This window comes from Gordonia sp. DT30 (genome assembly GCF_049844915.1).
Taxonomy (GTDB): Bacteria; Actinomycetota; Actinomycetes; order Mycobacteriales; family Mycobacteriaceae; genus Gordonia.
Genome location: NZ_JBNCLY010000003.1, coordinates 296805 through 322526 on the forward strand (window position 1 = coordinate 296805; position 25722 = coordinate 322526).

Below are 25722 nucleotides of genomic sequence, written 5' to 3' on the forward strand. Positions count from 1 at the left end.
CGGACCGGCTGTCCGCCCGCGTGACGGTGCGCTTCAGCGCTCCGGAGCGGGCGGCGATCGACGCGCGCGGCGCGGCGCTGGGCGTCAAGCCCGGCGCGTGGTTGCGCGCCTTGGCGCGCGACGGCCTCGACGCTCGGCGCGATGAGGTCGAGAGGCTTCATCGCGCCGCTGCGCGGCGTCCGGACCCGGCGCGGGCCGCGCTGGTGGAGCAGCTCCGGCGCGCTGGCTCCGTGCTCTGGCGGGAGCGTCGGCGTGACGAGCTGGCGGTCAAGTTGCTCACCGAGATCCGGGATCTGCTCCTCGACGGCGGCCAGCTCGACGAGACGCGGGCAGTCGCTCTCGACGAGGCAATGGAGGTACTCACCGATCCCGACCGGGCGAAGGTTCTCGCGCCGATGATCACTGCCGTCGAAGCACTGCGGGCTGACGCCGGGGATCGGATCCGGCTATGAGCACTGTCAATGTCCGTTCGTCGCACTCGGCACAGTCCAGTGTCGACTACGCCCTGTACGGCGACAGCGGCCAGCAGAAGGAAGAGCACCGGCGGCGTGGTACCAGCCGCGCCGCCGCGCTCTCCTCATCCGTGAATGATCCCGACGAGTTCATCGCTCGCTGTGAAGACCACCGGTGCAGGGTCGAGCTGTACAGCTACACGCAGAACTTCAGCCCCGACGAGTTCGACGTGCGCAACCCCGACGACGTCAAGCGCGTGAACGATCTGGGCCGGATGCTCGCCGAGGACATGCACAGCGCGGACTACCTCGTGGTGACGCACGTGGACAGCAAGGGCGGTCACCTCCACAACCACGTCTACGTCTGTAACAACGACAACATCACCGGGAAGTCGTTGCAACGGAACACCTCATGGGCGAAAGGAGTCCGCCAGACCAACGACGCCCTTATGGAGCGCGAGGGCTGTCAGGTGCTCGACTCCCCCATGCAGGCGAAGGTCGACTGGTCATTGCAGCGGGAGCAGTACGAAGTCGGCGGCTTCGAGCGGAGCCTGGGCGACAAGATTGCTGCCTCATTGCGTGATCCGCGCTCGACCGGCCGTGAGGCGTACAAAGCCGTGCTGGCTGAGCACGACGTGAAGTTCAGCGTGGCTAAGAGCGGTGAACACCGCTACAAGCTGCGGCACCAGAACGGGAAGCTCCTGTCGAAGTCCGGTAAGGCACTTTCCCCCGACTTCAGTGTGAGGAGTGCTGACGAGATCTTCAACTACCACGCAGAGAACAAGACGAAGGAGCTGAACAATGCCGTTGCTGAACGACATGAAGAACGAGGATCTGGCCACGCAGGCGAGCGCCGAGAACTTGGAGCTGTTGCGCGAGTTGCTGACTCGCCAGGCCCGCGTCGAGGAACACGTCGCCGGGTTGACGACGACGATCAACAACCTCATCGAGAAGCAGGGCAGCGACACGCGGAGCCTGTCCGGGCGGTTGACGAAGATGGAGCAGCAGCGGCAGAGCACGCCGCCGCCGTCCAGCGCGGCATCCGAGATCGGACCCGTGCGGAAAAGGCTCGACGAGATCGAGAAGACGTTGAGCGTGCTCGCCGACAGCGTCAGCGGCAAGGATTTGGCCAGGGCCACGACGGAGCTCAAAAGCGAAGTGAAGGGTATTACTTCGGCCAGTAAGCAGGCCGCCACTGACGCTCGAAAGGCTGCCGACGCTGCCGAGAAGGCCACTGGCGCCGTCGCTGGTGTGCGGGCCGCTGCCGCGAAGGAGATCCGCGTGGTGGCCAATGCAGTCGTCGACAAGGCCGAGAAGGTGATGGACGACGGGGAGAAGGCGAAGACCGCCCGCGTCGAGAAGCTGATCGCCGCTGCCGACAAGGTGGCCGCGCGGCGGTACTGGGACGCCCTTGGCGCGCTCGTCCTGGCGCTGGTCCCGGCGGCCGCGATCCTGATGGCTTGGACGGTTCTCATGGGTGGTGTGTTCTACGCCTGGGAGCTGGTAACCACCGACGGTTCCAAGCCGGAACTGATCTCGAAGGGACTCTTGTTCGTCATGGCCGTGGGCGCTGCACTGTGGGGAGTGTGGCGCTCGACGGTGTGGGCTTACGGCGTCGTGAGCGACTGGAGGCGTCGGGATCGGGTCTAGAAGTGGAGCAGTCCATCGGCCTGCCGCTTGCGGCCGGCCGGTGGGGCGCTTTGCAATGCGCTCAGCTATCTCCGGCAAGCCGCTCGATAGCTTCCGCCTGGATTGTTCGGCTGGCCGCTGAGGCTTCTTCCGCGAGCTGGTCGTAGATTGCTACGTCGTCGTTCTGGAAAGTCAGCGATAGCCGACGTTCCGAGCTGCCTGCAACGTGTTCATAGTCCTCCGGGTGCGCCCAGAAGCAGGTCTCGCACATCTCGACGTCTTGCGCTGTCCAGTTCTCGCAGTGCTCGCAAGACCAGCTCTTGGCGCGGTTGTCACTGGCGCACAGTGGCATGAAGTCGATGAACTCGAAGGTCGGCTTGTCTCCGCCGATCATGAAGGGCACGCGGTGGTCGGCCTGCAACTCGCGACCTGCGAAGACCCCCGAGCAGATGGCGCACCTGTAGTCGGCCTGCTTCTTCAGCTCGTCAGAGAAAGGTTTGGGGATCACCACGCGGCCAGCTGCGTTCTTGTTGGCTGCGCCGGTGAAGAAGTACTCGGCCATCCTCTTGCCGTCGACCATGACCATTCGGGAGCCTACGCCGACCCCTGCGTCCTGTAGATCGCCACGGGCCCGGGGCGGGTGGGTGTAGTCGTAGACGTCCGAGAGCACCTTCGTGGTTATCGATCCGTGCTCAAGGATGTGATCGCGGACGACCCTTGCACGCTTCGACATGGGAACAGACTTGAGCCATTCAATCTCTTCGGCGGTCAGCTCGACGGGTGCTTGTTTTGCCACCCATCGAGTGTAGAGGCCGCGCCGTACGCGTCAGAACAACGTAGCCGCTGCCAGCCTGTCCGTGTCGAGGCTCTCGGCGAGAGCCGGTGAGAGGTACAGCGACTCGACGCTGAGCTGCTTGCGGCCGAGCAGAGTCGCCTGCGCGGATGCCCCGGCGGCGACGTGCAGGTGCTTTAGGCCCAGGGACTCATCCAACGGGTCGCCGTATTTGGCATCGTCGGTGATCACGTCGTAGCTGACGATGAAACGGACGCCGTTGTCAACTAGCTTGCGCAGCTCGTCCTCGAACGCCTCGCGTTGCAGGTTGGCGATGTAGCGGTGATCCGGCGAGGTGCTGGTGCCCTGGTACGGCGGGTCCATGTACACGACGTCGGTGGCGGGGTCGACCTTGGCGAGCACCTGCTCGTAGGGCGCCGCGATGACCTCACTGTTCTGCATGAGTCGAGAGGCACCCGTGACTCGGGCACGGACCGTGGCGGGCTTGGCACCGAGTCGACGGTGGTCAGCTCCCTGGTTCATCCGGCCGTCGCGGCCATAGCGGACTGCGCCTTTGACGATCCGGTTGAGCAGGTACAGCAGATCGGCTGGTTGGTGGGTGTCGTTGAAGCGGTCGCGCACTTGGTTGAAGAATGCGCGCGGGTCGTCGCGCTGTTCGATCCAGAGCGCTTCGTACTCGTCGGCGAGGTTCTCCGGCTCGTCGATGATCGCCTGCCAGAGGTTCATCAGCGGCCCGTTTACGTCGGCGATGACGCCGGATTCGGAGATTCCAGCGAGTCGGGCAGCGATCGACAGCGCCGCCGAGCCTGCGAACGGCTCGACGACGCGCACCGATTCGCCCATCAACGGGATGATCGCGGATGCCAGGGCGCGCTTGCTGCCCTGGTAGGGAAACGGCTGCACGTCACCGGAGCGGGCGAGCTTCGGGTGCTTGGGAAACACGGTCGGCTCGATGACTACGTTCGGTGGTGGGGTCATGGTTGTTCTCCGAGTCGGTGCGATCGAGCGGGCGTCCGTTGTAATCGTCATGGTTGTTCTCTTTCGAGTCAGTAGCAAGTGCGACTGACGGGCCTTGTGGATAACTCGGCTATTTCCAGGTGATTTGCACAGTGCCTGGATCGAATCCCCGTCGGCCCTGTGGGACCGGAAGCAGGGTGACGGCGGCGATGATGTCGATGATCCGGCGACGGCCTTCTAGGTCTGCGCTCTTGAACAGTCCGGCCGGATCCGACGTCCCCAGCAGGGGCACCGTGGTGGCGTTGCGCGTGAATTCCAGCCGTTCGCGTTCCAGGCGCTCGATCTCCGCCCGCGCGGTGTCTCGCACCCGCTTCAGGTCGGCGGCTTCGATGAGGTTGGTGGCGTAGTCCTTCTCTGCCCGCTGAATGCGAGCGTGCAGCCCGTCGAGGTCGGCGACGACTGTGGCCAGCTGCGGCGAGTCGCTCGTGGGTACCGTGGCGCTGGCCTCCGGCGCGGATGCCAGCCGTTCTGCGATCTCATCCATGACGTATTCGTCGATGGGCGCGCCGGTGCGGTTGACGTGACCCTCTGTCCGGCATCGGTAGCCGCGGGATGACCCGCGTACGGGCAGCCCGCAGACCCCGCACAGATACAGGCCTGATCCCGTGTGCTTGCGTCGGGTGCTGCCGCTGTTCGTCACCCGTCTGTGGTCGTCGAGCTTGGCCTGCACCGCTTGCCAGGTCTCCACGTCGATGATCGGTTCCCATTGCCCCATGATCGGCTGACCGTCGTCATCGGTAACGATCTGATCGCGCCACGACCGGCGCCGGCCGCGCTGCCTGTCCTCGTCGGTGGCTGTGCCATTGTCTAGACGAGCTTGCTTCTCCGCATTCTCGGCGACGGCCTGCCGCCGGTCCTTCTTCTGCGTGTAGACGGCGTATCCCGCATACCGGGGGTTCCGCAGGATCTCTAAGACGCTACTCTCCGGCCACGGCGCGTCTGGTGCGCATGGCGGTTTGCGCAAGGGCTGCTGCTTCTCCTTCGGGAGCTTCTTGTTCTCCCGACGCCTGCGGGCGTTGCGCTCATCGTTGAGAGTCCAGCTGTGGCGTGGGAGCTGGGGAACGTCTGCGTGCTGCTCGTCGGGCTTCCCGGACAGCGCCCGGGCAATCCCTCGCAACGTCCCCTTGTCGTCGTTGAAGGCTCGGTAGATTGCGTTGACGGCCTTCGCCTCGGCCGGGATCTGGTGGCCAGCGGTGTCATACCCCAACGGGCGCACGCCTTTCGGTGCTCTCCCCTGCCGGGCGCGCTGCTGGTGAGCTGCCTTCTGCCGGGCCGACTTCCGTTCCATCTCGGCTCTGGCCACCGCCGCTTTGATTCGGGCGTACATGCGACCGCCGTCGGTGCTCAGGTCCGCGTCGCCGTTCGCGGTCACCAGCGCCAGGCCGCGTTCCTCCGCTCGATCGATCCAGTCTTCGAGTTGGCGAGGCTGTCGGGTCAGCCGGTCGAGGTCCCAGCAGATGATCGCGTCGAACGCTCCGGCCTCGTAGTCGGCGATCATGTCGTCGTACTCGGGCCGCACAGCGGTCTTGTCCGTGGCCGACTTGGACTGATCGGTGTAGGTTCTGACGACCTCCCACCGCCGGAACTTGGCCAGGTTCTCGCAGTCCTCACGCTGACGGCTGAGCGCAAGCCCGTCCGCCTCGCGGTCCTGGCTGATCCGGAGGTAGATCGCTGCTCGGGTAGCACTTCCGGCGCTTGTACTGCTAGTGACCATAGAACGATCCTACTCTCAGATGAGCCTTGGTTACGGAACTCGAAACAGTTCCCCAGAGATGACATCACGGTTGATCGGCCCGGTCTCCGCGCGCTCGCTCGACACGCCTGCGCGGAGCACGTCTGGTGACCAGTTCATGCGAAGATCTGTGGATGACCGATCTAGTGCAGGTAGCGTGCGCCGAACTACGCGCCGCGCCGGTTCGACCCCTCGTACAGGGCGGGCAGAAACAGGTCCACGTCGTCTCGCTCTCCGATGGAACAGAGAGCGTCCTGAAGTTAATCGACCTTGGAATGGCCACCGATCCGTCGGCGTTTGAACGGGCGCGCCGCGAAGTTGGGCTCCTCAAGAGCATTCAACATCCCAACGTGGTTGCCGTCAGATCTGACCTCCAACAGATTGGCGATCCCCCAGTCGCCGTGTATTGGCTTGAAGAGTTCCTTGAAGGTAGCGACCTGCGATTCAGCGGCTCACGATGGCCCGAACAGCATTTGCACACGTTGGGCGCTGATGTCGCCGCCGGCCTAAGCGCGCTTCACGCCAAGGGCGTGATTCACCGCGACCTGAGTCCGGGGAACGTTCAGAGATTGACTTCCGGAAAGTTCGTTGTGATGGACCCCGGCTTCGCGAAGCACACACTACGGAGTGGACTGACAGTCGGTGGGCAGCCCGGCACTCCCGGCTACATGACACCCGAGCATTTGCAATCGTTCTCCGGCTCACCAACGGCAGCCTCCGACGTGTTTGCTTGCTGTGCGTTGGTCTATCTTGCCGCAACCGGACAGTCACCCATCCCGTACAAGGGCGACGAGAACGAGTACCTACAACGCCTCCGAACTGCGCAGCATTCTCCGCTCCACGACGTGCGCCCTGATCTCTCCGACGCACTAGTTTCCGTAGTCGAGCGGGGGCTGCACCCGCAGCCCGCACGCCGGTACAGAAACGGCTCCGTGCTGCAACGCGCATTTGAGGCGGCGTGATGGGCGTATTCCTGCAGGACACCGCTCGCAACGCCCTTCCCCGGTGGACGCAGAACGCCGTTAAGGGTAACTATGCAATCGGCGCGTACCTATCTCCATTCACGTCCCCGCAGGCGGCCAACGGATACAAGCGGTCAGCGCAAGAAACTGCCGATTTGATTCGTGATTCCAGTGGGGAATTCTGGTTCGACCCGACAACATACGCATTGACAATGCCGAGGGCCGGCGACTTCCGTCACTACGACACTTGGGGGCTCTGGGATGGCACCCGTGGCGACCTATCGACGCACGCAGTCAGAGAGGATCACATCGGTCGCGTCTACGAGATTCAGCGCCAACTCTCAAGCCCACTTCTCGCCCCGTCGCTTCTTGTGTCGTACCCGGACACCCCAGTGAGCCAGCGCGCGCTCGAACTCAGCCAAGAGTCGACCAAGTTAAATCCTTCGACTTGGCTGACGATCTCTGGCGACCAGCAGTTTTGGAGTGCAGGGGCCGAACTCGATGCTCATATCGGAGCACTTGATCAGCTAGAGCCCAGCGGGTGGCTCCTCGTTGTCACTAGATCAGACAATGCAATGCCGCCCGGTGCAACGGCTGAAGAAGTGTATGGACTTATGCGCACCACCTTCGCTCTCAGCCAAGACAGACCAGTTAGAGTCGCGTTCGGTGACGTCGCCGCACTACCAGCGGTTGCTGCTGGTGCAGAGGCGATCGGCACCGGATGGGATGTCCGGCAACGGATCTGCGCCTACCAAGACTTCGAAGAACGCGATGGTGACCAGGCTGGGGGCGCCTGGTATCAGCGTCCGACACTACGCGGACTTATGGGCGGCCTATCCAACGGCGAGCACACCATTCTGACCTCAGAAGATTCGGCTCTCTCGACCCGACTGACCCCGGGGACGATCGGCCCGAAGCCTGAACAAGCATTCAAGCATCACGCTGTGGTCCTGACCGAAATAGTCGACGAACTGAATCAACTATCAGGCCGTAACCGTGTGGATACGCTGCGCCGTCGCTATGAGGCCGCTCGGCCCGAGTGGCAGGCGGTCACGCGAGTAACCGGCACGAAAATCGGTCCCGCCCGGTGGATCAAGCCCTTCCTAGATGGACTCAATTTGTTCGCCGATTCCGAGGGTTGGCACTGAGGATGTCGCGGCGTACAAATACTCAAACCCACGCAAGCTACTAGCAGCCGCCGGTCGGCGTGTGCGCGGTCGGATGACCCAGCCTGAAGCCGAATAGAGGCCCGCACCGTCATCAGATACACGTTCAGCAGCGCGTCGCTCCGCGAGCTGCCCGACGTCGCCTAGCACGATGACATAGTTGTGAGCCCATGTGCGGTATGCACGGCCCTGAAATACCGCCTTCTGCCAATCCTTAACCTTGACTTCAAGAGCTATCACTGAACCCTGCGGCACCAGCGCGGGGTGAACCAGCAGGGCTCCGCCGGGTGTCGCACAGACGGCTCCAGCTCGCTCCAGACGAGTCAACACCGGGCCGAGAGACTCAAACGACCAACCAATCCGCCGAGCAACAGTGTCGGCCGAAAGAGGACGAGCCGAATGCAGCGCCGAGAGGACAATGCAATCCGCTTCAGCCAGAATCGGCTGAATCCCGGCTCTTCTGCGCACACTCAGCCACTCCTGCCCCCCCACCAACGCGGTGAAGTCTGGTAACCCTAGAGGGCTTGGCATCTCGGGGACCAGGAGCACTTCATCTGTTCCACCCGGCAACGCCGCTGCGGCTGCATGTGCGAGGGTGTGCAGTGCAGTCTCGGCAAGGGGCTGAAACCTCTGCCCACCGAGTGAAGCTGACGAAGTTACGGTGATCACATTGCGCATGGTGCAATCTCCCATTCATCGTCCTGCCACCAAACCGGTCGAGATCCGGCACGACGGGCACCGTGATCGTCGTGTGACGAACGACCGAAGTCAGTAGTCACGACCGAAGTTCTAGCCCGGTTGATCGACTCCGGGGTTGGTTCCTCAGAAGCCAATCTACTTCTTACTGCCAGATGGCACTCCGCTGCGGAACTCGACGACGTCACCGTCGGCCATGACGTAGTCCTTGCCCTCCATCCGGACCTTGCCCGCTGCCTTGGCCGCGGCCATCGCGCCGGCGGCATCGAGGGCATCGAAGGAGACGATCTCGGCCTTGATGAAGCCCTTCTCGAAGTCCGTGTGGATCACACCGGCCGCCTTGGGCGCGGTGTCGCCCTTGTGAATCGTCCACGCGCGCGACTCCTTTGGGCCGGCAGTGAGATAGGTCTGCAGGCCGAGGGTGTGGAATCCGGCGCGCGCGAGCGACCGCAGTCCGGGCTCCTCCTGGCCGATCGAATCAAGCAACTCCTGCGCGTCGGCCTCGTCGAGTTCGAGGAGCTCGCTCTCCACCTTGGCATCGAGGAACACCGAATCCGCCGGCGCCACAGCCGCTTTGAGTTCCGCCTTGCGCGCATCGTCGGTCAGCACCGACTCATCGGCATTGAAGACGTAGAGAAACGGCTTGGCGGTCATCAGGTGTAGTTCCCGCACTGATGACAGATCGAACGAATCCTTCTGCGAGAAGAGGGTTTTCCCGGAATCGAGAATCTCCTGCGCCTTCTGTGCGGCGGCCAGGACCGTGGCGGTGTCCTTGTTCTTGCGGGCTTCCTTCTCCAACCGCGGGATCGCCTTCTCCAGCGTCTGCAGGTCGGCGAGGATCAGCTCGGTGTCGATGACGCCGATGTCGGCGAGGGGGTCGACGCGTCCGTCGACGTGCACGACGTCGTCGTCGGCGAACACACGCACCACCTGACAGATGGCGTCGGCCTCGCGGATGTTGGCCAGGAACTGATTGCCCATGCCCTCGCCCTCCGAGGCGCCCTTGACGATGCCGGCGATGTCGACGAACGACACGGTGGCCGGCAGGATGCGCTCACTACCGAAGATCTCCGCGAGCCGACCGAGGCGTTCGTCAGGCAGTTCGACGACACCGACATTGGGCTCGATCGTGGCGAAGGGGTAGTTCGCGGCGAGCACGTCGCTGCGTGTCAGCGCATTGAAAAGGGTGGACTTGCCGACGTTGGGTAATCCGACGATACCGAGGGTGAGGCTCACGGGCGCCCAGTCTATCGGGCGGTGATCGACGCGGCGGGGGTGACCGGCCGCGGAGGTCAGGCGGTGCCGGTGGCCGCCTCACCGGTGCCACCGGGATCGTCGGCCGCACCCACGCCGGGACCGCCGTCGTCGGTGGCCTCATCCTTCGGCGGCGGCTTCTCACCCGCCCGGATGGCGATCTGCTCGTTGATATACCTGAGCACGACGGCGATGGTCGCTGCCGCGGGCACCGCGAGGAACGCGCCGATGATGCCGAACAGGCTGCCGCCCACCGTGACCGCCAGCAACACGATCGTGGCGTGCAGATCCATCGACTTCGACTGCAGCCACGGCTGCAACACATTTCCCTCGAGCTGCTGCACGGCGATGATGATCGCGAGCACGATGAGGGCAGAGGTCAGACCGTTGGACACGAGCGCGATGAGTACGGCCAGCGCGCCGGCGACGAAGGCACCCACGATCGGGATGAAGCCGCCGAGAAAGGTGATCACGATCAGCACCCAGACCAACGGAACCTGCAGGATGAACAGGCCGGCGCCGATCAGGCTGGCGTCGACGAAGCTGACGATGGCCTGCGTCCGGATGAATCCGCCCAACGAGTTCCACATCCGCTGCAACACCTCGGCGACGTGCCCGCCGGCCGGATGTCCGACCGTGCGCTGCAGCCACGGGACGAATCTCGGCCCGTCCTTGAGGAAGAAGAAGACGAGGATGAGTGTGGTGAACAGGGTGATCAGCACCGATGTCGCCGCGCCGATCCCGCTGAACACCCCGGCCGCAATGGTGCTGGCGCTCGACTGCACCTTGTTGGTGATGGCCGAGACGAGTCCGTCGATCTGCTCGTCCCCCAGATTCAACGGCGGACCCTGCACCCACTCCTGGAGCTTGTGGACACCCCGCACCGTCCGGTCGGCCAGCTCAGGTGACTGGTCGACGATCGACGGCACGATCAGCCCGATCACCCCGGCGAGCAACCCGACCGCGATGAGCATCATCAGCAGCGACGCCCCCGCCGGCGGAACACGATGGCTGCGCAGCCAGCGCACCGACGGCCACAGCAACGTGCACACGATGATCGCGAGCAGCACCGGCAGCAGCGCCACCCAGAACCGGCCGACGACCCACATCACCACCCACAGCGCGGCGACGACGAGGACGAACTGGAGTCCCACGATCGACGTCGACCGCAACCCCCTGAGGAACACCTGCGTACGCGTCGGAGCGGAGACGGACGGTGGTGGCGAATCGGCAGAATCGGTCACGCCACGATCCTCACATATCGCCCCTGCGGGGCGCCCGATTCGGCGCGGCGCGCGCCGTCAATACCGGCGTGGCGTGTCCCGGTGTCGGCGAAGCAAGCGCAGAAGGAACGTCCCGAGAGCGTCGGCGGCGATCAGCTCCGCCTCGAGCTGAGAGATCGGCCGGTCGAGGTCATCGCCGTCGATCACGACGTCATACCGAGTCCGGACCGGACGCGTCCGGCATTGGCGTTCACGTTCGGCGTCGACCGTCTGCGGGCCGTACAGCCCGTACATGATGTCGAGCGCCCACTCGGGAAAGTCCGCGAGTGATAGTTCCTCTCCCCGACCACGATGTCGAGGTCCCCTGAACTGTGTGGTCATGCTGACATAGTGGCACGTTGTGTTACCTTCGTCACTCTTTTGGGTAATCGACGATGTCCGACGATGTCGGCGTCGCGTCGCGATGGCCGATTCCCGCCAGAACTCGTCGGCGAAGGATGTCATCGTGGACGCATGACGACCCTCGACTTCGACCGGTGCTATCGCGCATTGCAAGCGCGTGATGCCCGCTTCGACGGCCAGTTCTTCGTCACCGTCCGCACCACCGGTATCTATTGCCGACCGTCCTGCCCCGCACAGACACCGCGACCGGAGAACGTCGCCTTCGTCACGACGGCCGCAGGGGCGCAGGCCGGCGGATTCCGGGCGTGTCGGCGCTGTCTCCCCGACGCGGTACCCGGATCACCGCGCTGGAATCTGAGCCGGGATCTCTCGGCGCGCGCCATGCGGCTCATCGTCGACGGCGTCATCGAGCGCGACGGCGTCGACGGACTGGCGTCGGGGCTCGGGTATTCCACGCGTCACCTCACCCGCGTACTCACCGGCGAACTCGGCGCCGGACCTCTCGCCCTGGCGCGGGCACACCGCGCCACCAATGCGCGAATCCTGATCCAGTGCACCGAACTTCGCATGTCCGACATCGCGTTTGCAGCCGGCTTCACCAGCGTTCGCCAGTTCAACGACACCATTCGGGAGGTCTTCGGGCTGACACCGCGTGCGTTGCGTTCGCTGCGCCGGACGAATTCACGAAGTGACGTCGAGTCGGCGGCACATCCCCTGCCGAATCCCGGGCAGGCATCGGGAATCACCCTGCGACTGGCCTACCGGGAGCCCTTTGATGCGACGTGGTTCGGATGGTATCTGGGCGCGCATGCGGTCGTGGGTGTCGAGAGCTTTCACCCGGATACGCACTGCCAGTGGAGGTATCAACGGGTACTCAGTCTGCCGCACGGCCCCGCGCTGGCCGAGGTCACCCCGGGCGGCGGATTCTTGCGTGCGCGCCTCGACCATCTGGACCTGCGTGACCTGAGCGCAGCGGTGAGCCGCCTGCGCCGCTTGTTCGATCTCGATGCCGACGTCGTCGCGGCCACCGAAGCCCTTGGCGCCGACCGATTTCTGGGGAGGATCATCGGCGCGGCACCAGGCCTGCGCGTCCCCGGCAGTCTCGACGGCGGCGAGTCGCTCCTGCGCACCATGATCGGCCAACAGATCAGCGTCGCGGCGGCGCGACACCACGTGACACGACTCGTCGGGGCGCTCGGTGAGCCCACCAGTTGGGGCGGGTCGTGGCGGCAGTTCCCGACCGCCGCCGCAATAGCCGAACACGGCGACGACGTCCTCACCGGCCCGCGCAGGCGAATCGCGGCCATCGTGGGGGCCGCGACGGCAATTGCCGAGCATTCGGTGGAACCGCACGTGGGGGTCGCTGCGTCCGACCTATATGCGCAATTGCTCGCCCTGCCCGGCGTCGGCCCGTGGACCGCCGACTACGTCACGATGCAGGTGACCGGCGACCCGGACGTCCTGCTTCGGCATGACCTCGTCGTCCGGCACGCCGCCCGCGATCTCGGGATCGACCTCGCCGCCACCGCACATTGGGCGCCCTGGCGTTCCTACGCCTCGATGCACCTGTGGCGTCATCGACTGCTGCCACCGACAACCACCGCCGACGTCCTCGGCCCCGCCAATTCCGGACCCGGCGGCAATTCACCCGACCGGTCCACGCTCTGCCGCACCATCCTCTGACAGGAGTACCCATGCCCGAAACGATCACCACCGACCCTGCCGACGCCCAAACCGCCGTTCCCACATCCACTTCCACCGGCATCGGCCTCTGGACGACGGTGTCGACACCCGACGGGCCGTTCACCGTGGTCGCCGACGAGGACGCCGTCGTCCTCGCGTCGGGCTGGACCGATGCACCCGAGTATCTGGTCGCGCTCGTGAACCGGGGTCTGCGCCCGGTCGGCCTGCTGAGCCCGGCCGAGTTCCGGCGCACCGCCACCCTGGTCGCCGTCACCGACGCCGTGGCGGCCTACTACGCCGGCGAATTCGACGCCCCGGCCGCGATCACCGTCCGTCAACGCGGTGGCCCGTTCATCGAGAGGTCGTGGGCGGCGCTACGCAATGTTCCGGCCGGCGCCCCCGTGACCTACTCCCAGCTTGCCGAGCGCGCCGGTGAACCGGCCGCGATCCGGGCGGCGGCATCGTCGTGCGCGCGCAACGCCGCCGCGCTGTTCGTGCCGTGCCATCGGGTACAGCGTCGCGACGGCGCCCTGGGCGGCTTCCGCTACGGACTGCCGATCAAGCGAGCACTCATCGACCGGGAGGCGCCGCCCGCCGACGAGTGACCCGCGACGCGACTGTTCCGGTTCTGTCGGTGGCGGCAGGCAGCATCACCGACATGGTCGGCATCGTCATCGCATTCACCATCGGCATCATCTGTGGCGTCGCCCTCGGCTGGCTCGCCTGCGTGAGCCGGTCGGCAGGAGCCGTCGCCGCCGCACGTGCCGAGTCCGCGGCGCTGCGTTCCTCGCAGGATCTCGTCGGACGCTCACTGGCGGCGGCCTCCGAGGATGCGGCGCGCCGGCAGTCGAACGCGATCGGGGCCCAGCTCAGCCATATCGTCGACCCGCTGCAGTCGCTCGTCGGGCAGATGGCCGACGAGTTGCGGCGGGTCGAACACGACCGGACCAGCGCCTACGCCGGGCTCTCCGAGCAGGTGCGTGGCATGCAGATGATGTCCACCCAGCTGGGCGACCAGACTCGGGCGCTCACCAACGCCCTGCACACGCCGCACCTGCGTGGGCGGTGGGGTGAGGTGCAGCTCGAACGGGTCGTGGAACTCGCCGGGATGTCACGTCACTGCGACTTCAGCACCCAGGTGTCGGCGCACTCGGACGTGGCCGGCGACGTGCGCCCCGACATGGTGGTCCACCTGGCCGGCGGCCGTGACATCGTCGTCGACGCCAAGGTGCCATTGCAGGCCTATCTGCAGGCCGCTGAATGCGACGACGCGCAAATGCGTCGCGACCTGCTCTCCGACCACGCCCGTGCCCTGCGCACCCACATCGCATCGCTGTCGTCGAAGGCCTACTGGTCGGCGTTCGACAACACCCCCGAGATGGTGGTCCTCTTCGTCCCCGCCGACGCCGTCCTCGAGTGGGCGGTCCGCGCCGACCCCACCCTCATCGAATTCGGCATCACCAAAAACGTGGTACTCACCACACCGTCGAGTCTGGTGTCACTGCTGCGAACCGTCGCCCTGGGCTGGCGCCACGACGCGATGGCCCGCGACGCCGCCGTCATCCACGAACTCGGCGTCGAACTGCACCACCGGCTCGAGTCGGTGCTCGGCCACCTCGACCGTGTCGGCACCTCATTGCGTCGAGCGGTGGATGCCTACAACTCCACTGTGGGAGCGCTCGATTCCCGGGTGGGCGTCACCGCGCGGCGGTTGGCGGCACTCGAGGCACTCGGCGATCTCGACGAACCGACCAGTCCGCGCCCGATCCACGACACCGTCCGCGGCGCCCGGCCCCGCGGCGCCGTGTCCCATGAGGCAGCAGACCCCGACGGACACATCGAACAGAACGGACACATCACCCCGATCCGGTCGGCCGATCGGCCAACATGACCCGTCGGTTGGCGGGAAATCGTGCGTCACCCGGTACCGTCGACATGTGCACTTTCCGCAACGAAGCTCGTCCGCGGTGCCCCTGGACCAGCAGTCGGTGCTGCCGACCGTCCGTGGGGTCCCCTGGTGGGGCGCCGTCATCATCGCGACGGCGCTGACCGCGGTCGGCGCCATCATCGACGCCAAGAGCAACGGCAGCCTCGGCGCGGTCTTCAATTTCTGCCTGCTGGTCGGATGCTGTCTCGCCGCGCTCGCCGTCCGCCGGCGCGCCCTGTTCACCGCTGCCGCGCAACCGCCACTCATCGCATTCTGTGTCGGCGTCCTCGCCCTGTACAGCCTCAACGCCGGCAGTTCGTCGGGGTTGCGCTCGCTGGTTCTCAAGGTCCTGCTGCCGATCGCCGCCAACTTCCCCTGGATGGTGGTCGCCTTCGTCGTGACCCTGGTCCTCGTGCTGCTGCGCTGGGTGTTGACCCGCCCAGAAGGATGGAACGCCAAGCTCACCCGCCCGAAGAGTGACAAGCGCACCACCGACCGTGCGCCCGCACGCCGTAGCGCGGGCGCACGCACCCGGTCCGAGGCCGAACCGGCCCCACGCAACCGGTCGACGTCGACCCGCTCGAAGTCGCGACCATCGGAGTCGCGACCATCGGAGCGCACCGGCAAGGCAGCGCGGGAGGCCAAGGCAGTTCGGGACACCAAGGCAGTTCGGGACACCAAGGCAGCGCGGGACACCGGCCAGAAGCCGTCACGCACGACCCGCCAGAAGAGTTCCGACATCCCGAGCAAGTCGCGGGATGACGAACGGCAGGCCACCCGCAAGAGCGTTTCGGTGGTCGGTGCAGCGGCGGGCACGGCCACCGGCGACCCGGTGAGCGCGCCGCCACGTCGCACGCGTGCCGGTGACGCCACGCGCGGCGTCGCCACGGAAACCGTGGGCGCACCTCCGCGGCGCCGCGCAGGCGACGCGGCCCGGGCCGCCGCTCGATCTTCCCGGGTGACACCCGAGGAGACGACGCGGATTCCCGCCGACGCGGGCGAGCGTCCGGTGTCACGGGCTCGCGCGGGCGCCGCCGATCCGGACCGCAACGGTTCCGACGCCGCGGCACCTTACCGGTCGACGCGATCGCGCAACCGCGGCTGACCGGCCGGCCGCAGGTCAGGGCGTATTGTCTCCGTCCAACCAGTTGCCGAGTTTCCGGGCGGCGTCGTCGACCCGTGACGGCCAATCCATCGCGTCCTCGTCGGCGCCGTCGGTGACGACCTTCACCAGCCGGCACGGCACGCCGAAGAGCGCGGCGACATGTGCGATGGCCGCACCTTCCATGTCGACGAGGTCGGCCACCGCCGCCAGTTCCGCGCGGCGTGCCGGGTCGGCGACAAAGGTGTCACCGGTGGCCAGGACGGTGCCGTCACCGTCGGGCAGCTCCCACCGATCGGTGACGGCGTAGCCCATGGCGCGCAGTTCGGCGCTGCTGAGGTCGTGCTCGAACACCGCCGAGGGCAGGAACAGACCGTCGTGTCCGAGCGGCAGATGGTGGTCGTGCAGGGCACCGACGGTGCCGATGTTGATGATCCGGTCGGCCGCGGGCCCCGTGGCCAGTTCCCGGGTCAATGCGACCGATGCCGCGACCTTGCCGATGCCGGTGATCAGCAGTCGGGTGCCGGTCGGCACGTACCGCGCCTCCGAGCGGGTCGCGGATACGACGAGCACAGCGGGATCGGGCGGAGTGTGGGCGTTCACCGCATGATTGTCCGCAGCGGTGCTCACCGAAGCAACGCGAGGGTCGCCCGCGCTGCCCGGCCCAGCTCGGCACCGTAGGACGGTCCGTGGCCGGCCGCGTGCACGGCGAGCGGATGCAGTTGATGCAGCGGAACGCGATCACGCCATCCAGGTGCCAGCGGGGTGGTCTCGTCGTAGGCGGAAACAATGGTCTCGAGCTGCGGACATCCGAAGAGCGCGAGCATCGCGAGGTCGGTCTCGCGGTGCCCGCCGTGTGCCGCGGGATCGATCATCACCACGCCGTCGGGTGTCCAGATCACGTTGCCGCTCCACAGATCTCCGTGCAGGCGCCGCGGCGGCTCGTCGTCATCGAAGGCGCCCTCGGCGATGGCGTCGCACGCCTGCCGGGTGAGCGCCTCGTCGGCGGCGTTCAGGAATCCGGCCCGGCGTGCCGGCTCCAGATACGGTTGCACGCGCTCGACGGCGTAGAACTCGCCCCAGCGGTCGTGGGTGCGTGAACTCAGCGGTCGCTCACCGATGAACTGCCGTCCGGTGTAGCCCGTCGGCGGCGACCCGAACGCGTCGGCGCCGGCGTCGTGCATCCGGGCCAGCGCCGCACCGAATACTCCGGCGGCCTCCCGGTCCGGTGCGGTGGAGGTCAACCGGTGCAACTCGATGCCGGAGTCCCAGCAGGCGAGCACCTCGACGACGGGCGCCCCCGCTTGCGCCAGCCAGCGCAACCCGGCGGCCTCGGCGGCGAAGAAATCCGGGTCGGCGTCTCGGCGAGTCTTGCGAAAGACGTTGTCACTCAACAGCTCATCGACCCCGCGCGACGTCGGTATCGGTGAGGGACGCGTCGCCCTGGGCGGTCGCACTGATGCGGGCGAGTTTTGCGAAACGGTCGTTGGCGATCCGCATCACGATCTCATACGGCAGGGCGAACTTTCGTGCCCACCAATACCCGAATCGGATGTCGAAAGAGGTGTACACCAGGAATCGATTCTTCTTGACGCCCTTGATGATCGCGGCGGCAGCTTTCTCCGGGGATGCCGCGACGCGGTGGAAGTTGTCGATCTGCTTCGATACCCGCGGATCGTTGCGGTCGACGCCGACTATATCGACGGTGTTCACCAGCGGTGTGGCGACCGCTCCCGGGCACACCAGCGATACCCCGATGCGATGGCGGCGCAGGTCGAATCTCAGCACTTCGGAAACACCCCGGATACCGAATTTGGACGCACTGTATGCCGAGTGCCACGGCATCGCCAGCAAGCCGGCCGCCGACGACACGTTCACCAGCTGACCACCGTGGCCCCGGCGAACCATTTGCGGCACAAAGCATTCGATGATGTGGATGGGACCCATCAGGTTGACGTCGACCATGGAGCGCCAGTGCCGATGTTCCAGGTTCTCCACCGTGCCCCACACCGAGATGCCTGCGACGTTCATCACCACGTCCATGACGCCGACCTCGGCGTCGACCTCGCGGGCGAAGCTTCGCACCCACTCGTAGTCGGATACGTCGCCGGCCGCGTGGAACAGCACCTCGCCACCGGCGCCCGCGATCTCCGCGACCGCGGCGTCAAGCTTGTCCGCGTGCAGATCGGTCATGACCAGCTCGGCACCGTCACGCGCGGCCGCGGTGGCCGTGGCCAGCCCGATACCGCTGGCGGCGCCGGTGATCAACACCTTGCGGCCACGAAGCGTCGGTACCGGCGGGTCCATCCAGATCAGGTCTCGTAAAGCCATGACACCGACCCTAAACCGCCGACCCCCGGGGCTCAGCCGATCGGCAGCTTTCCACCGAACAGACCGTAGATGACCTGCAGCATCGCGTTGAGCACCTGCGCCGACGCATCCTGCCCCTGGGTGAGCATCAGTTGCATGATGGCCGCGGGATCTTTCGTGCCGAGCAACTGCTGGATGAACGGCAGCACCGCCGACAGCTCGGTGTCGTCACCGGAGGGCGGGGTCGTGGTGCCCGGGGTCGTGGTGCCCGGTGTCGTGGTGCCCGGTGTCGTGGCGCCGGGGGCCGACGGCGTCGTCACATTCGGAATCGGGCCGGCCGCAGCGCCTTTGACGTAGTTGATGATGCCGTCGGTGATGGCCATCGAGTACTTGAGCTGTCCGTCGCGGGCGGCGAGCGTCGCGGCCTCCTGCGGGTTGGACAGGTTGCCCATCTCGATGAAGACGGCCGGCACCTTGGTCAGGTTCACCCCGGCGATGTCGGAACGGGTCTGGATGCCGTTGTCTACGCCGGCGTAGTTGGCCGCCGGGAAGCCGGCCTTGAGGAAGGCGTCCCGCATGATCGTCGACGCCTTACGCCCGGGCCCGCTCTGCACCTGGTTGACGGCCGCATCCGGGATCGGCAACGTCGGCACGATCATGTGGAATCCCTTTTTGGACGTATCGGCGCCGTTCGTCGTGGAGTCCGCATGCAGGCTGACCGCGACGGCCGCGCCGGAGCGGCTCGCGGCGGCGGCCCGCTCGTCGACGCAGCCGCCCCATCCCGTGTCGTCGGGACGGCTCAACACCACGCGCGCCCCCTGGCTCTCCAGGCCGGCCTTCACCAACTGCGTCACATCCCAGTTGACGGTGTGTTCGGGAACCCCGTTGACGCCGGTCGCACCGGTCGTCTGGCAGTCCTTCTTGCCCCCGCGTCCGTCAGGAACCTGCTTGGCGAGGTCGTGTCCGGCCGCGGCACCCTGATGTCCGGGATCAAGGAAGATCGTCTTGCCTGCCAGGCTGGTGCCCGCGGCCGGCGCAGCAGTCGCGGGAGCGGTCCCCGCGGTGGCGGTCAGCGTCGCGGACCCTGCCATCAGGGCGACGGCCACAGCCGTGACCGCGAGTCGCGTGCGCGACCCTCGTCTCCGGGCGATCGACATGTTCGGCATCCTCTGCGTCGTTGGTTCTGGCATCGCCGTCTTTGTCCAGACAGCAACACTGGCCACAATAGCCACAGCTTTCACACAGTCAAACAGTCGCGCACGAGGTGCGTAAATCGCGGGCCGGGCCGCACGCGTATTCGTTAGCCACCTGTGACTCGACGGGCATTCGACCGAGACACTGGGGCGAGGCGCGCCGAATCGGGGCCTATCGGCCGCTCAACGCACCGGAAGATGCCGCGTGATGTGCAGGATTCCGTGCACGTCGGCTGCCGTCGCCGCATCGGCGACCGCAGCCCTCAGTGCGTGATGCACCTCGACGCGATCGATGCCGGCCCCGATCACCACGATGGTCGTCTCGCGCGCGCTCCCCGACCACGGTTCGCGCCGCACCTCGACGAACCCGCCGACCCCGTGGACGACGTGACGTTGCCGATGACCCGGCAGATCGAAATGGGCGACGCCCTTGATGCGATAACAGCCGGTGGGTGGACGTTCGAGGAAGCCGGCGAGCCGGCGCGGATCCATCGGCTCCGGTGAGGTGAACTCGACAGAGCCGAAGCCGTCGTGGAGATGTCGATGACCGTCGTCGGCATGATCGCACGATTCCTCGTTCTCCGACAGCAGCGCGTCCAGGGTGAGCTGCCGGGGTGCACCGAGTTCGGCGGGTTCCGGCGGGGACACCGGATCGAAGAGGATTGCCGGATCGATCCGTGCATCGGTCACCGCGATGTGTGGCGCGGTTGGGTTCAGTGCCACGACATCCGCACGGACCGAGGCCAGCTCGTCGTCGGATACCAGGTCGGACTTGTTGAGTACCAACAGATCTGCGACCGCGACGTGCGCGTCGATCTCCGGATGTTCACGACGTGTCCAGGCGAACATCGGGGCGTCGACGACGTAGATCAGTCCGCCGTAGCGCAGTCGCGCATCGTCGGAGCCGGCGACCATGCGGATCAACGATTTCGGCTCGGCGATCCCGCTGGCCTCGATCACGACCGCATCGATCCGCGCCGACGGACGCAGCAGGGTGTCGAGGGCCGTGTCGAGTCCATCTCGGTCGACCGAGCAGCACATGCATCCGTTGCTGAGGCTGACGGCTCCGTCGGCCTGCCCCGCGACCAGCATGGCGTCGATGTTCACCGAGCCGAAGTCGTTGACCAGCACACCGATTCGTGCGCCGACCGATCCACCCTCGCCGCCCGCTCGCAGAAGATGGTTGAGCAGCGTCGTCTTCCCCGATCCGAGGAAGCCGGCGACGAGGATCACCGGGACAGCCGCCCTGCTCACCGCTGCCCCCTCACCGCGGCCGCACCGACGCCGACCGCTCACCCGACTCCGGTGCAGCGCCGGACGCGGTGAGGCAGTGATCACAGATCACCGTGAGCTCACGGTCGAGCCGATCCGGATGATTCGAGACGTTGCTGGTGGGATCACCACATTGCGCGCACGTCGCGATCACGCGCGCACGGTCACTGAATTCGACGGTCATCCGCTTGTCGAAGACGTAGAGCGAGCCCTCCCACAACCCGTCGTCGCCGAACTCCTCGCCGTATCGCGCGATGCCGCCGTCGAGTTGATAGACCTCCTCGAATCCGCGGTTGCGCATCAGCGCGGTGAGCACCTCGCACCGCACGCCGCCGGTGCAGTAGGTGACGACGGGACGGTTCTTGAGGTGGTCGTAGGCGCCGCTGTCCAGCAGCGGCACGAAGTCACGGGTGGTCTCGGCATCCGGGGTGATCGCACCGGCGAATCGGCCGATCGCCGACTCGATGCGGTTGCGTCCGTCGAAGAACACCACGTCCTCTCCCCGCTCGTCGACGAGCCGGTGCAGGTCGTGGGGATCGAGCCGCCGGCCGCCACCGATCACTCCGGCATCGTCCACCTCGAGCTCTTCGGGCGTCCCGAACGTGACGATCTCCGGCCGCACCCGCACCGACAACCGCGGGAAGTCCGCACCGGTGCCCGCAGACCATTTGACGTCGACATCTGCGAACGGCGGGTAGCCACGCGTTGCCCTGACGTACCGTTTCACTGCGGCGAGGTCGCCACCTACGGTGGCGTTGATGCCGTGCCGTGACAGGATGATCCTGCCGCGCAGCCCGAGCGACTCGCAGATGGCCTGTTGCCACAACCGGATCGCTTCGGGATCGGGCAACGCGGTGAACGCGTAGAACAGGACGATCTTGGGGGTCGACACAGTGCAAGGGTACGGATCGCGCAGGCAGCGACGTGCAGCGATCCTGCTCGCCGCCATCGGGGTCATCCTCCTCGGCGCAGGCGTCACCGCATGCTCGCTTGGCGCCGACAACGGCCCTTCGACGATCGTGCTCCCACCGACCGATCAATTGACCACGCAATCGGAGACGACGACCGTGCCGACGACGAGTTCGTCGATTACCGATACCGCCACCGAATTGCCGGACTGGAGCCTCGGGCGGGTGATCTCGCTCGCACCGCGCGCCGACAATTCCAGCTATCACGATGGCGCAACCGGACCGACGGACCCGCTGGAGGAAAGCTCTGGTTTCCATTTCTCCACCCCCGACCGCAACCTCAGCTGTTCGACCGGCACCAACGGTCGTGGCACGCTCGCCTGCCGGATCAACGACGCCGATTCACGCGGCAGCCGCCCGGCGTCGGCACCGGCGAGCTGCAAATGGGCGGGTAACCTGATCACCTTGAGCTCCAATGGGCCCACCCATGGCGCGTGCGCGAACGAGTACCCGGTGCTGTACCGGAGTGCAATCGTCGATTTCGGCACCACCATCGCGATCGATCGATTCTCCTGCCTGGTGTCGCCGGACGGAACATATTGCCTCGAGTCGAGCTCGAAGACCGGATTCGCCGTCACCGCAACGGGTTACCGCAAGATCTACGCCAATGAGCGAGCCCCGCGCGCACTGCTCGGCCTCGAGGGAATGGATACCAGCACCGAGTCCGGCTCCGCGTCCCAGACGGATGAATCGTCGACGACTCCCGCCACCCCAAGCTGAGGAATCCTTCACATTCCGCGGCACCGCATCTGCGGTTTTCGTCGCGTGGGACCTCCGGCCGCGCTCAGAACGGGACCGTTCAGCTTTTTCTTATTGAATCCCGGTTATCATGCGAATACGCTTCCGTTCCGGCACCGTTCGAATCTCTATTTCGATAACGTGCAGGCGAGGATTCACGGTGGCGACAGCGAGTAAACGGAGGGTTTCATGGCAAAAGTTCAGTCTGTGCAGATCATCGACGACGTCGACGGCAACGTTCTCGACGAATACGAGACGGTGCGCTGGTCCATTGACGGCAAGGATTACGAGTTCGATACCTCGGCGCGTCACGCACAGCAATTCCGGACTGCGATCGCCAAGTACGTGGAGGTGTCTCGCACCGTGGGGGCAGCACGTAAGCGCACCGCCAAGCGGACGATCGGCGGCGCCCGCAGCAAGGAGCAGACGCAGGCCATCCGCAACTGGGCTGTGCGGAATGGGTTCGAGGTGAGCAGCCGAGGCCGCATCCCGGCCAACGTTCTCGAGGCATTCGAGGCCGCGCACTGACGTGAGCCTGCGCCGGGTTGCGGGCGTGGGACTACCCGCCCACCGCACCCACTACAGTCGAGTGCGTGACTGAGCGGCGGAAGACATCAAACGCGTCGCGCCCGAAGCCCTCGGCCGCGTCGGCGCGGCATCCCGACGGCACCTCAGGTCATCGGCCTCGCTCGACGTCGAGTACCGGCACCTATGTACTCATCGGTGTCGCCGTGGTGGTGGTCGCCGCCCTGGTGGTCCTCGGTTTCGTCTGGAATGCCAATAAGAAGGATCTGGGCCCGGTCAACGACACCGTCCTCAACGAGAACGCCGCCCTGATCGTCGGCGAGCCGGCCGCCACGACCACCATCGACGTGTTCGAGGACTTCCTCTGCCCGGTGTGTCAGCAGTTCGAGAAGCAGTCCGGGCAGGCGATCGTCGATGCGGTCAATACCGGCAAGCTGCGGGTGCGCTATCACATGCTCACCTTCCTGAACTCGCGATCGGCGTCGGGCGACTACTCCGAGCGCGCCGCCGGGGCGCTGCAATGTGTCGGCGACGCGAAGGACCCCGCATTGTTCTTCCGCTTCCATTCCGCACTGTTCGCCGACCAGCCCAAGGAGAACGGCGACTCTGATCACTCCAACGCACAATTGGCCCAGATCGCCGCCGCCCAGGGGGCCACGCCACCCACCCAGCAGTGCATCACCACCGGCGCAAAACTGGCCGAGGCGAAGCAAGCCGCAGCGCAGTCGCGAACGCAGCTCGAAAAGGCGATGGATACCACCGCGGTCGGCACGCCGACTGTGCTCCTCAACGGCGAACCCGTCGACGGGATCACCAACGGACCGGCCTGGCTGGCGGCAATCCTCACCAAGCAAACCCAATGACGCCGGCGAGCGGGCCGGTTAGGGGCGCACGGCACTGACAAGGCGATTTGTTACCCGTTCACGCGATGGTGTAACTTCGCCAGTGCCCTTTGGAGGGCGCGAGAACTGAATACGGGGCTATGGCGCAGCTGGTAGCGCACCACACTGGCAGTGTGGGGGTCAGGGGTTCGAGTCCCCTTAGCTCCACTTCTCGAAGGGCAGGCAGATTTTTCTGGCCTGCCCTTCGTCGTGCCGAACACCTGAGTGTGGAACCCCACCACAGCGCGCCGACAACAGCCCCATTTGATCTCGAGTGGTTTCTTCACAAAATAGACCAGGCATGTCACGCGGCTTTCGAGTCCGGATACGGGGATGGATCAGATGTCGTAACGTCTGCAGGCCCCGATGCTATTAGTTAGTTAGCGTCACAAGATACTCCGATGGCATCGACGTTAGGACGTGGCACATGAAGCACCTGACCGTGAAGAACTCGCCTGTGGCCGGCTCACCGCGGGCGAAGACGAGGCGACGAATGGCGGCGGCCACCCTGGCGGTCGCTCTCGCGGGATCGATCGCGACCGGGACCGCATCGACCGCGTCTGCGGCACCCCCGGCCCCCGCCGCCGTACACGACGTGAGTCAGCTCGACGACATCACGTACAGCGCGGCTTTCGGTCTCGGCGTGCAGATATACGAACGGACCGGCATGTATCCGCAGCCGGGTGGCGCAGTTGCGATGATGCTCCGGCGTGTCACATCCCCTCGCGACGGTGACCCCAGGCTGCCGAAGTACGCGTTGGTCGGCAGCCCGCTGCCCAGGGAGTTCGCGTCGTACAACGGGGCCGACGAACCCGACGTCCTGTATCAACTCGGCTATACGATCGATCCGCGCACGGGCAAGCAGGTGTCGCCACCACCGCCACGGTTGCGACTGGGCCTCGCCGTCGGGCGCGTCGGTCCCTTCGCGGGTGCCGCGGCAGTGTGGCCGAGTCTGCTGCCGGGATAGGCCGCCGGAGAATTCGGCGACGTCGCATCACCGTCCTGTCCTTGTCGTAGCTCCTACGATTGCGGGAGCCGACTCGACTCGAAGAGGACTCATGGGCAGCGGCACATCGTTGACGCCGTTGCTCGAAACCGGGCATCACGAGATCGCCGTCGGCATCGAGCAATTCACCGCCGCCCCGGGGCAGTAGGTGGCGATGCTCGCCGCAGGCGCTCGAAATGCGCTCGCATGTCTGTCCGATGGATTCGTGATCGCGGTGGGCGACAACCACTCTGGTGAGTGCGACGTCGACGGGTGGGACGAGATCGTGGCGGTCGCCGCAGGCGATGTGCACACCGCCGCCAACACCGGACGCTCCCACAGCGCCGGCCTCCGCGGCGACGGCGCCGTCGTCGCGGCCGGGTGGAATGGTGCCGGACAATGTGAGGTGTCGACCTGGCGCGCGATCGTCGCCGTCGCCGCCGGGTCGAGACACACATTGGGCTTGCGAGCCGACGGCAGTGCCGTTGCGTTGGGCGACACCACTTTCGGACAGCGCGATGTCGGTGAATGGAATGTCGCGGCGGGCAGCGGCTGAGGGACAACGCGGGTCGGTGCCATCGGCCACCGTGCCGGTACGGCATTGGGAACCGGCAGCCCGGAGCGCTGCCGGGGTTTGTGACAACTGTTCACTGGTGTTGCGAAAGTGATTGCTGCCCTTGTTAATTAGTCGACAAACCCCTACGCATCGAACAAATTTTCTGCTACACTGAACCTATCGCAAGATCATCCAGGGGGGAATCCATGATCGACGACACCACCACTCTTTCCGCCGAACTGTACGGGCACCTCAT

The 25722-nt window shown here is 65.9% G+C and carries 27 protein-coding genes and 1 tRNA gene; 15 read left to right on the forward strand and 13 right to left on the reverse strand.

Annotated elements, in window-relative coordinates; genetic code table 11:
• The first annotated feature begins 20 nt into the window (after positions 1-20).
• The 3 genes from ACLQ3C_RS05145 to ACLQ3C_RS05155 all read left to right on the forward strand — a co-directional run bounded on the left by ACLQ3C_RS05145 (position 21) and on the right by ACLQ3C_RS05155 (position 2102).
• Entirely contained in the window at positions 21-452 is a 432-nt protein-coding gene (locus ACLQ3C_RS05145) for a hypothetical protein (RefSeq protein ID WP_425703945.1), read from the forward strand.
• Positions 449-1636, forward strand: coding sequence for a relaxase/mobilization nuclease domain-containing protein (locus ACLQ3C_RS05150; protein ID WP_425703946.1), 1188 nt, complete (start codon positions 449-451; stop codon positions 1634-1636). The genes ACLQ3C_RS05145 and ACLQ3C_RS05150 overlap by 4 nt, the downstream gene beginning before the upstream one ends.
• Positions 1637-1733: 97 nt before the next feature.
• Positions 1734-2102, forward strand: coding sequence for a hypothetical protein (locus ACLQ3C_RS05155; RefSeq protein WP_425703947.1), 369 nt, complete (start codon positions 1734-1736; stop codon positions 2100-2102).
• 61 nt (positions 2103-2163) lie between these two features.
• Here ACLQ3C_RS05155 and ACLQ3C_RS05160 read toward each other — a convergent pair whose 3' ends face one another.
• The 3 genes from ACLQ3C_RS05160 to ACLQ3C_RS05170 form a co-directional block, all read right to left on the reverse strand.
• A complete protein-coding gene (locus ACLQ3C_RS05160; protein WP_425703948.1) occupies positions 2164-2877 on the reverse strand; it encodes an HNH endonuclease signature motif containing protein in 714 nt (237 codons plus the stop codon).
• A 30-nt stretch (positions 2878-2907) separates the two neighbouring features.
• Positions 2908-3852 (reverse strand): DNA adenine methylase, encoded by a 945-nt coding sequence (locus tag ACLQ3C_RS05165; RefSeq protein WP_425703949.1) that lies wholly within the window; start codon positions 3850-3852, stop codon positions 2908-2910.
• 109 nt (positions 3853-3961) lie between these two features.
• Entirely contained in the window at positions 3962-5605 is a 1644-nt protein-coding gene (locus tag ACLQ3C_RS05170) for a recombinase family protein (protein ID WP_425703950.1), read from the reverse strand.
• A 152-nt stretch (positions 5606-5757) separates the two neighbouring features.
• Between ACLQ3C_RS05170 and ACLQ3C_RS05175 the strand changes: the two genes are divergently transcribed.
• Positions 5758-6585 (forward strand): serine/threonine protein kinase, encoded by an 828-nt coding sequence (locus tag ACLQ3C_RS05175; protein WP_425703951.1) that lies wholly within the window; start codon positions 5758-5760, stop codon positions 6583-6585.
• Positions 6585-7733, forward strand: a complete 1149-nt coding sequence (locus ACLQ3C_RS05180) for a hypothetical protein (protein ID WP_425703952.1) — start codon at positions 6585-6587, stop codon at positions 7731-7733. The genes ACLQ3C_RS05175 and ACLQ3C_RS05180 overlap by 1 nt, the downstream gene beginning before the upstream one ends.
• Here the strand turns inward: ACLQ3C_RS05180 and ACLQ3C_RS05185 are convergent.
• From ACLQ3C_RS05185 to ACLQ3C_RS05200, 4 genes are all read right to left on the reverse strand, one after another.
• Positions 7689-8444 carry a hypothetical protein gene (locus ACLQ3C_RS05185; RefSeq protein ID WP_425703953.1) on the reverse strand — a complete coding sequence of 252 codons (756 nt, stop codon included), beginning with the start codon at positions 8442-8444 and terminating at the stop codon, positions 7689-7691. The two genes, ACLQ3C_RS05180 and ACLQ3C_RS05185, sit on opposite strands and share 45 nt — an antisense overlap.
• 141 nt (positions 8445-8585) lie before the next feature.
• Positions 8586-9683: a redox-regulated ATPase YchF gene (gene ychF / locus ACLQ3C_RS05190; RefSeq protein ID WP_425703954.1), complete on the reverse strand. Its 1098-nt coding sequence runs from the start codon at positions 9681-9683 to the stop codon at positions 8586-8588.
• Between the two features lie 56 nt (positions 9684-9739).
• Positions 9740-10945, reverse strand: a complete 1206-nt coding sequence (locus tag ACLQ3C_RS05195) for an AI-2E family transporter (protein WP_425703955.1) — start codon at positions 10943-10945, stop codon at positions 9740-9742.
• Positions 10946-11002: 57 nt separating this feature from the next.
• Positions 11003-11305 (reverse strand): hypothetical protein, encoded by a 303-nt coding sequence (locus tag ACLQ3C_RS05200; protein ID WP_425703956.1) that lies wholly within the window; start codon positions 11303-11305, stop codon positions 11003-11005.
• Between the two features lie 132 nt (positions 11306-11437).
• Between ACLQ3C_RS05200 and ACLQ3C_RS05205 the strand changes: the two genes are divergently transcribed.
• The 4 genes from ACLQ3C_RS05205 to ACLQ3C_RS05220 are packed head-to-tail and all read left to right on the forward strand — an operon-like array spanning position 11438 to position 16041.
• Positions 11438-13009, forward strand: coding sequence for an Ada metal-binding domain-containing protein (locus ACLQ3C_RS05205; protein ID WP_425703957.1), 1572 nt, complete (start codon positions 11438-11440; stop codon positions 13007-13009).
• 11 nt (positions 13010-13020) lie between these two features.
• Positions 13021-13614 (forward strand): methylated-DNA--[protein]-cysteine S-methyltransferase, encoded by a 594-nt coding sequence (locus tag ACLQ3C_RS05210; protein WP_425703958.1) that lies wholly within the window; start codon positions 13021-13023, stop codon positions 13612-13614.
• A gap of 53 nt (positions 13615-13667) precedes the next feature.
• Complete coding sequence (locus tag ACLQ3C_RS05215; protein WP_425703988.1) at positions 13668-14900, forward strand: DNA recombination protein RmuC; 1233 nt, start codon at positions 13668-13670, stop codon at positions 14898-14900.
• A 46-nt stretch (positions 14901-14946) separates the two neighbouring features.
• On the forward strand, positions 14947-16041 hold the full coding sequence (locus ACLQ3C_RS05220) for a DUF6542 domain-containing protein (protein ID WP_425703959.1): 1095 nt from the start codon (positions 14947-14949) through the stop codon (positions 16039-16041).
• Positions 16042-16056: 15 nt separating this feature from the next.
• On the opposite strand, the gene ACLQ3C_RS05225 is transcribed toward ACLQ3C_RS05220, so the two are convergent.
• From ACLQ3C_RS05225 to ACLQ3C_RS05250, 6 genes are all read right to left on the reverse strand, one after another.
• Positions 16057-16668 (reverse strand): nucleosidase, encoded by a 612-nt coding sequence (locus ACLQ3C_RS05225; RefSeq protein WP_425703960.1) that lies wholly within the window; start codon positions 16666-16668, stop codon positions 16057-16059.
• Positions 16665-17432 carry a fructosamine kinase family protein gene (locus ACLQ3C_RS05230; RefSeq protein WP_425703961.1) on the reverse strand — a complete coding sequence of 256 codons (768 nt, stop codon included), beginning with the start codon at positions 17430-17432 and terminating at the stop codon, positions 16665-16667. The genes ACLQ3C_RS05225 and ACLQ3C_RS05230 overlap by 4 nt, the downstream gene beginning before the upstream one ends.
• 4 nt (positions 17433-17436) lie before the next feature.
• Positions 17437-18369, reverse strand: coding sequence for an SDR family oxidoreductase (locus tag ACLQ3C_RS05235; RefSeq protein ID WP_425703962.1), 933 nt, complete (start codon positions 18367-18369; stop codon positions 17437-17439).
• Positions 18370-18401: 32 nt separating this feature from the next.
• Positions 18402-19505, reverse strand: a complete 1104-nt coding sequence (locus ACLQ3C_RS05240; RefSeq protein ID WP_425703963.1) for an N-acetylmuramoyl-L-alanine amidase — start codon at positions 19503-19505, stop codon at positions 18402-18404.
• Between the two features lie 219 nt (positions 19506-19724).
• Positions 19725-20795, reverse strand: coding sequence for a CobW family GTP-binding protein (locus tag ACLQ3C_RS05245; RefSeq protein ID WP_425703964.1), 1071 nt, complete (start codon positions 20793-20795; stop codon positions 19725-19727).
• A gap of 10 nt (positions 20796-20805) precedes the next feature.
• Complete coding sequence (locus tag ACLQ3C_RS05250; protein WP_425703965.1) at positions 20806-21705, reverse strand: rhodanese-related sulfurtransferase; 900 nt, start codon at positions 21703-21705, stop codon at positions 20806-20808.
• Here ACLQ3C_RS05250 and ACLQ3C_RS05255 point away from each other — a divergent pair.
• The 6 genes from ACLQ3C_RS05255 (at position 21692) to ACLQ3C_RS05280 (ending at position 25466) form a co-directional block, all read left to right on the forward strand.
• A complete protein-coding gene (locus ACLQ3C_RS05255) occupies positions 21692-22501 on the forward strand; it encodes a hypothetical protein (protein WP_425703966.1) in 810 nt (269 codons plus the stop codon). The genes ACLQ3C_RS05250 and ACLQ3C_RS05255 overlap by 14 nt on opposite strands.
• Before the next feature lie 207 nt (positions 22502-22708).
• The gene (locus tag ACLQ3C_RS05260; RefSeq protein ID WP_425703967.1) at positions 22709-23047 is read left to right on the forward strand and encodes a histone-like nucleoid-structuring protein Lsr2; all 339 of its coding nucleotides are present in this window, start codon (positions 22709-22711) and stop codon (positions 23045-23047) included.
• Between the two features lie 65 nt (positions 23048-23112).
• A complete protein-coding gene (locus ACLQ3C_RS05265; protein ID WP_425703968.1) occupies positions 23113-23907 on the forward strand; it encodes a DsbA family protein in 795 nt (264 codons plus the stop codon).
• 113 nt (positions 23908-24020) lie between these two features.
• Positions 24021-24093 (forward strand) — tRNA-Ala (locus ACLQ3C_RS05270).
• Between the two features lie 259 nt (positions 24094-24352).
• Positions 24353-24892: a hypothetical protein gene (locus tag ACLQ3C_RS05275; RefSeq protein WP_425703969.1), complete on the forward strand. Its 540-nt coding sequence runs from the start codon at positions 24353-24355 to the stop codon at positions 24890-24892.
• Between the two features lie 193 nt (positions 24893-25085).
• Entirely contained in the window at positions 25086-25466 is a 381-nt protein-coding gene (locus ACLQ3C_RS05280; protein ID WP_425703970.1) for a hypothetical protein, read from the forward strand.
• The last annotated feature ends 256 nt before the right edge of the window (positions 25467-25722 follow it).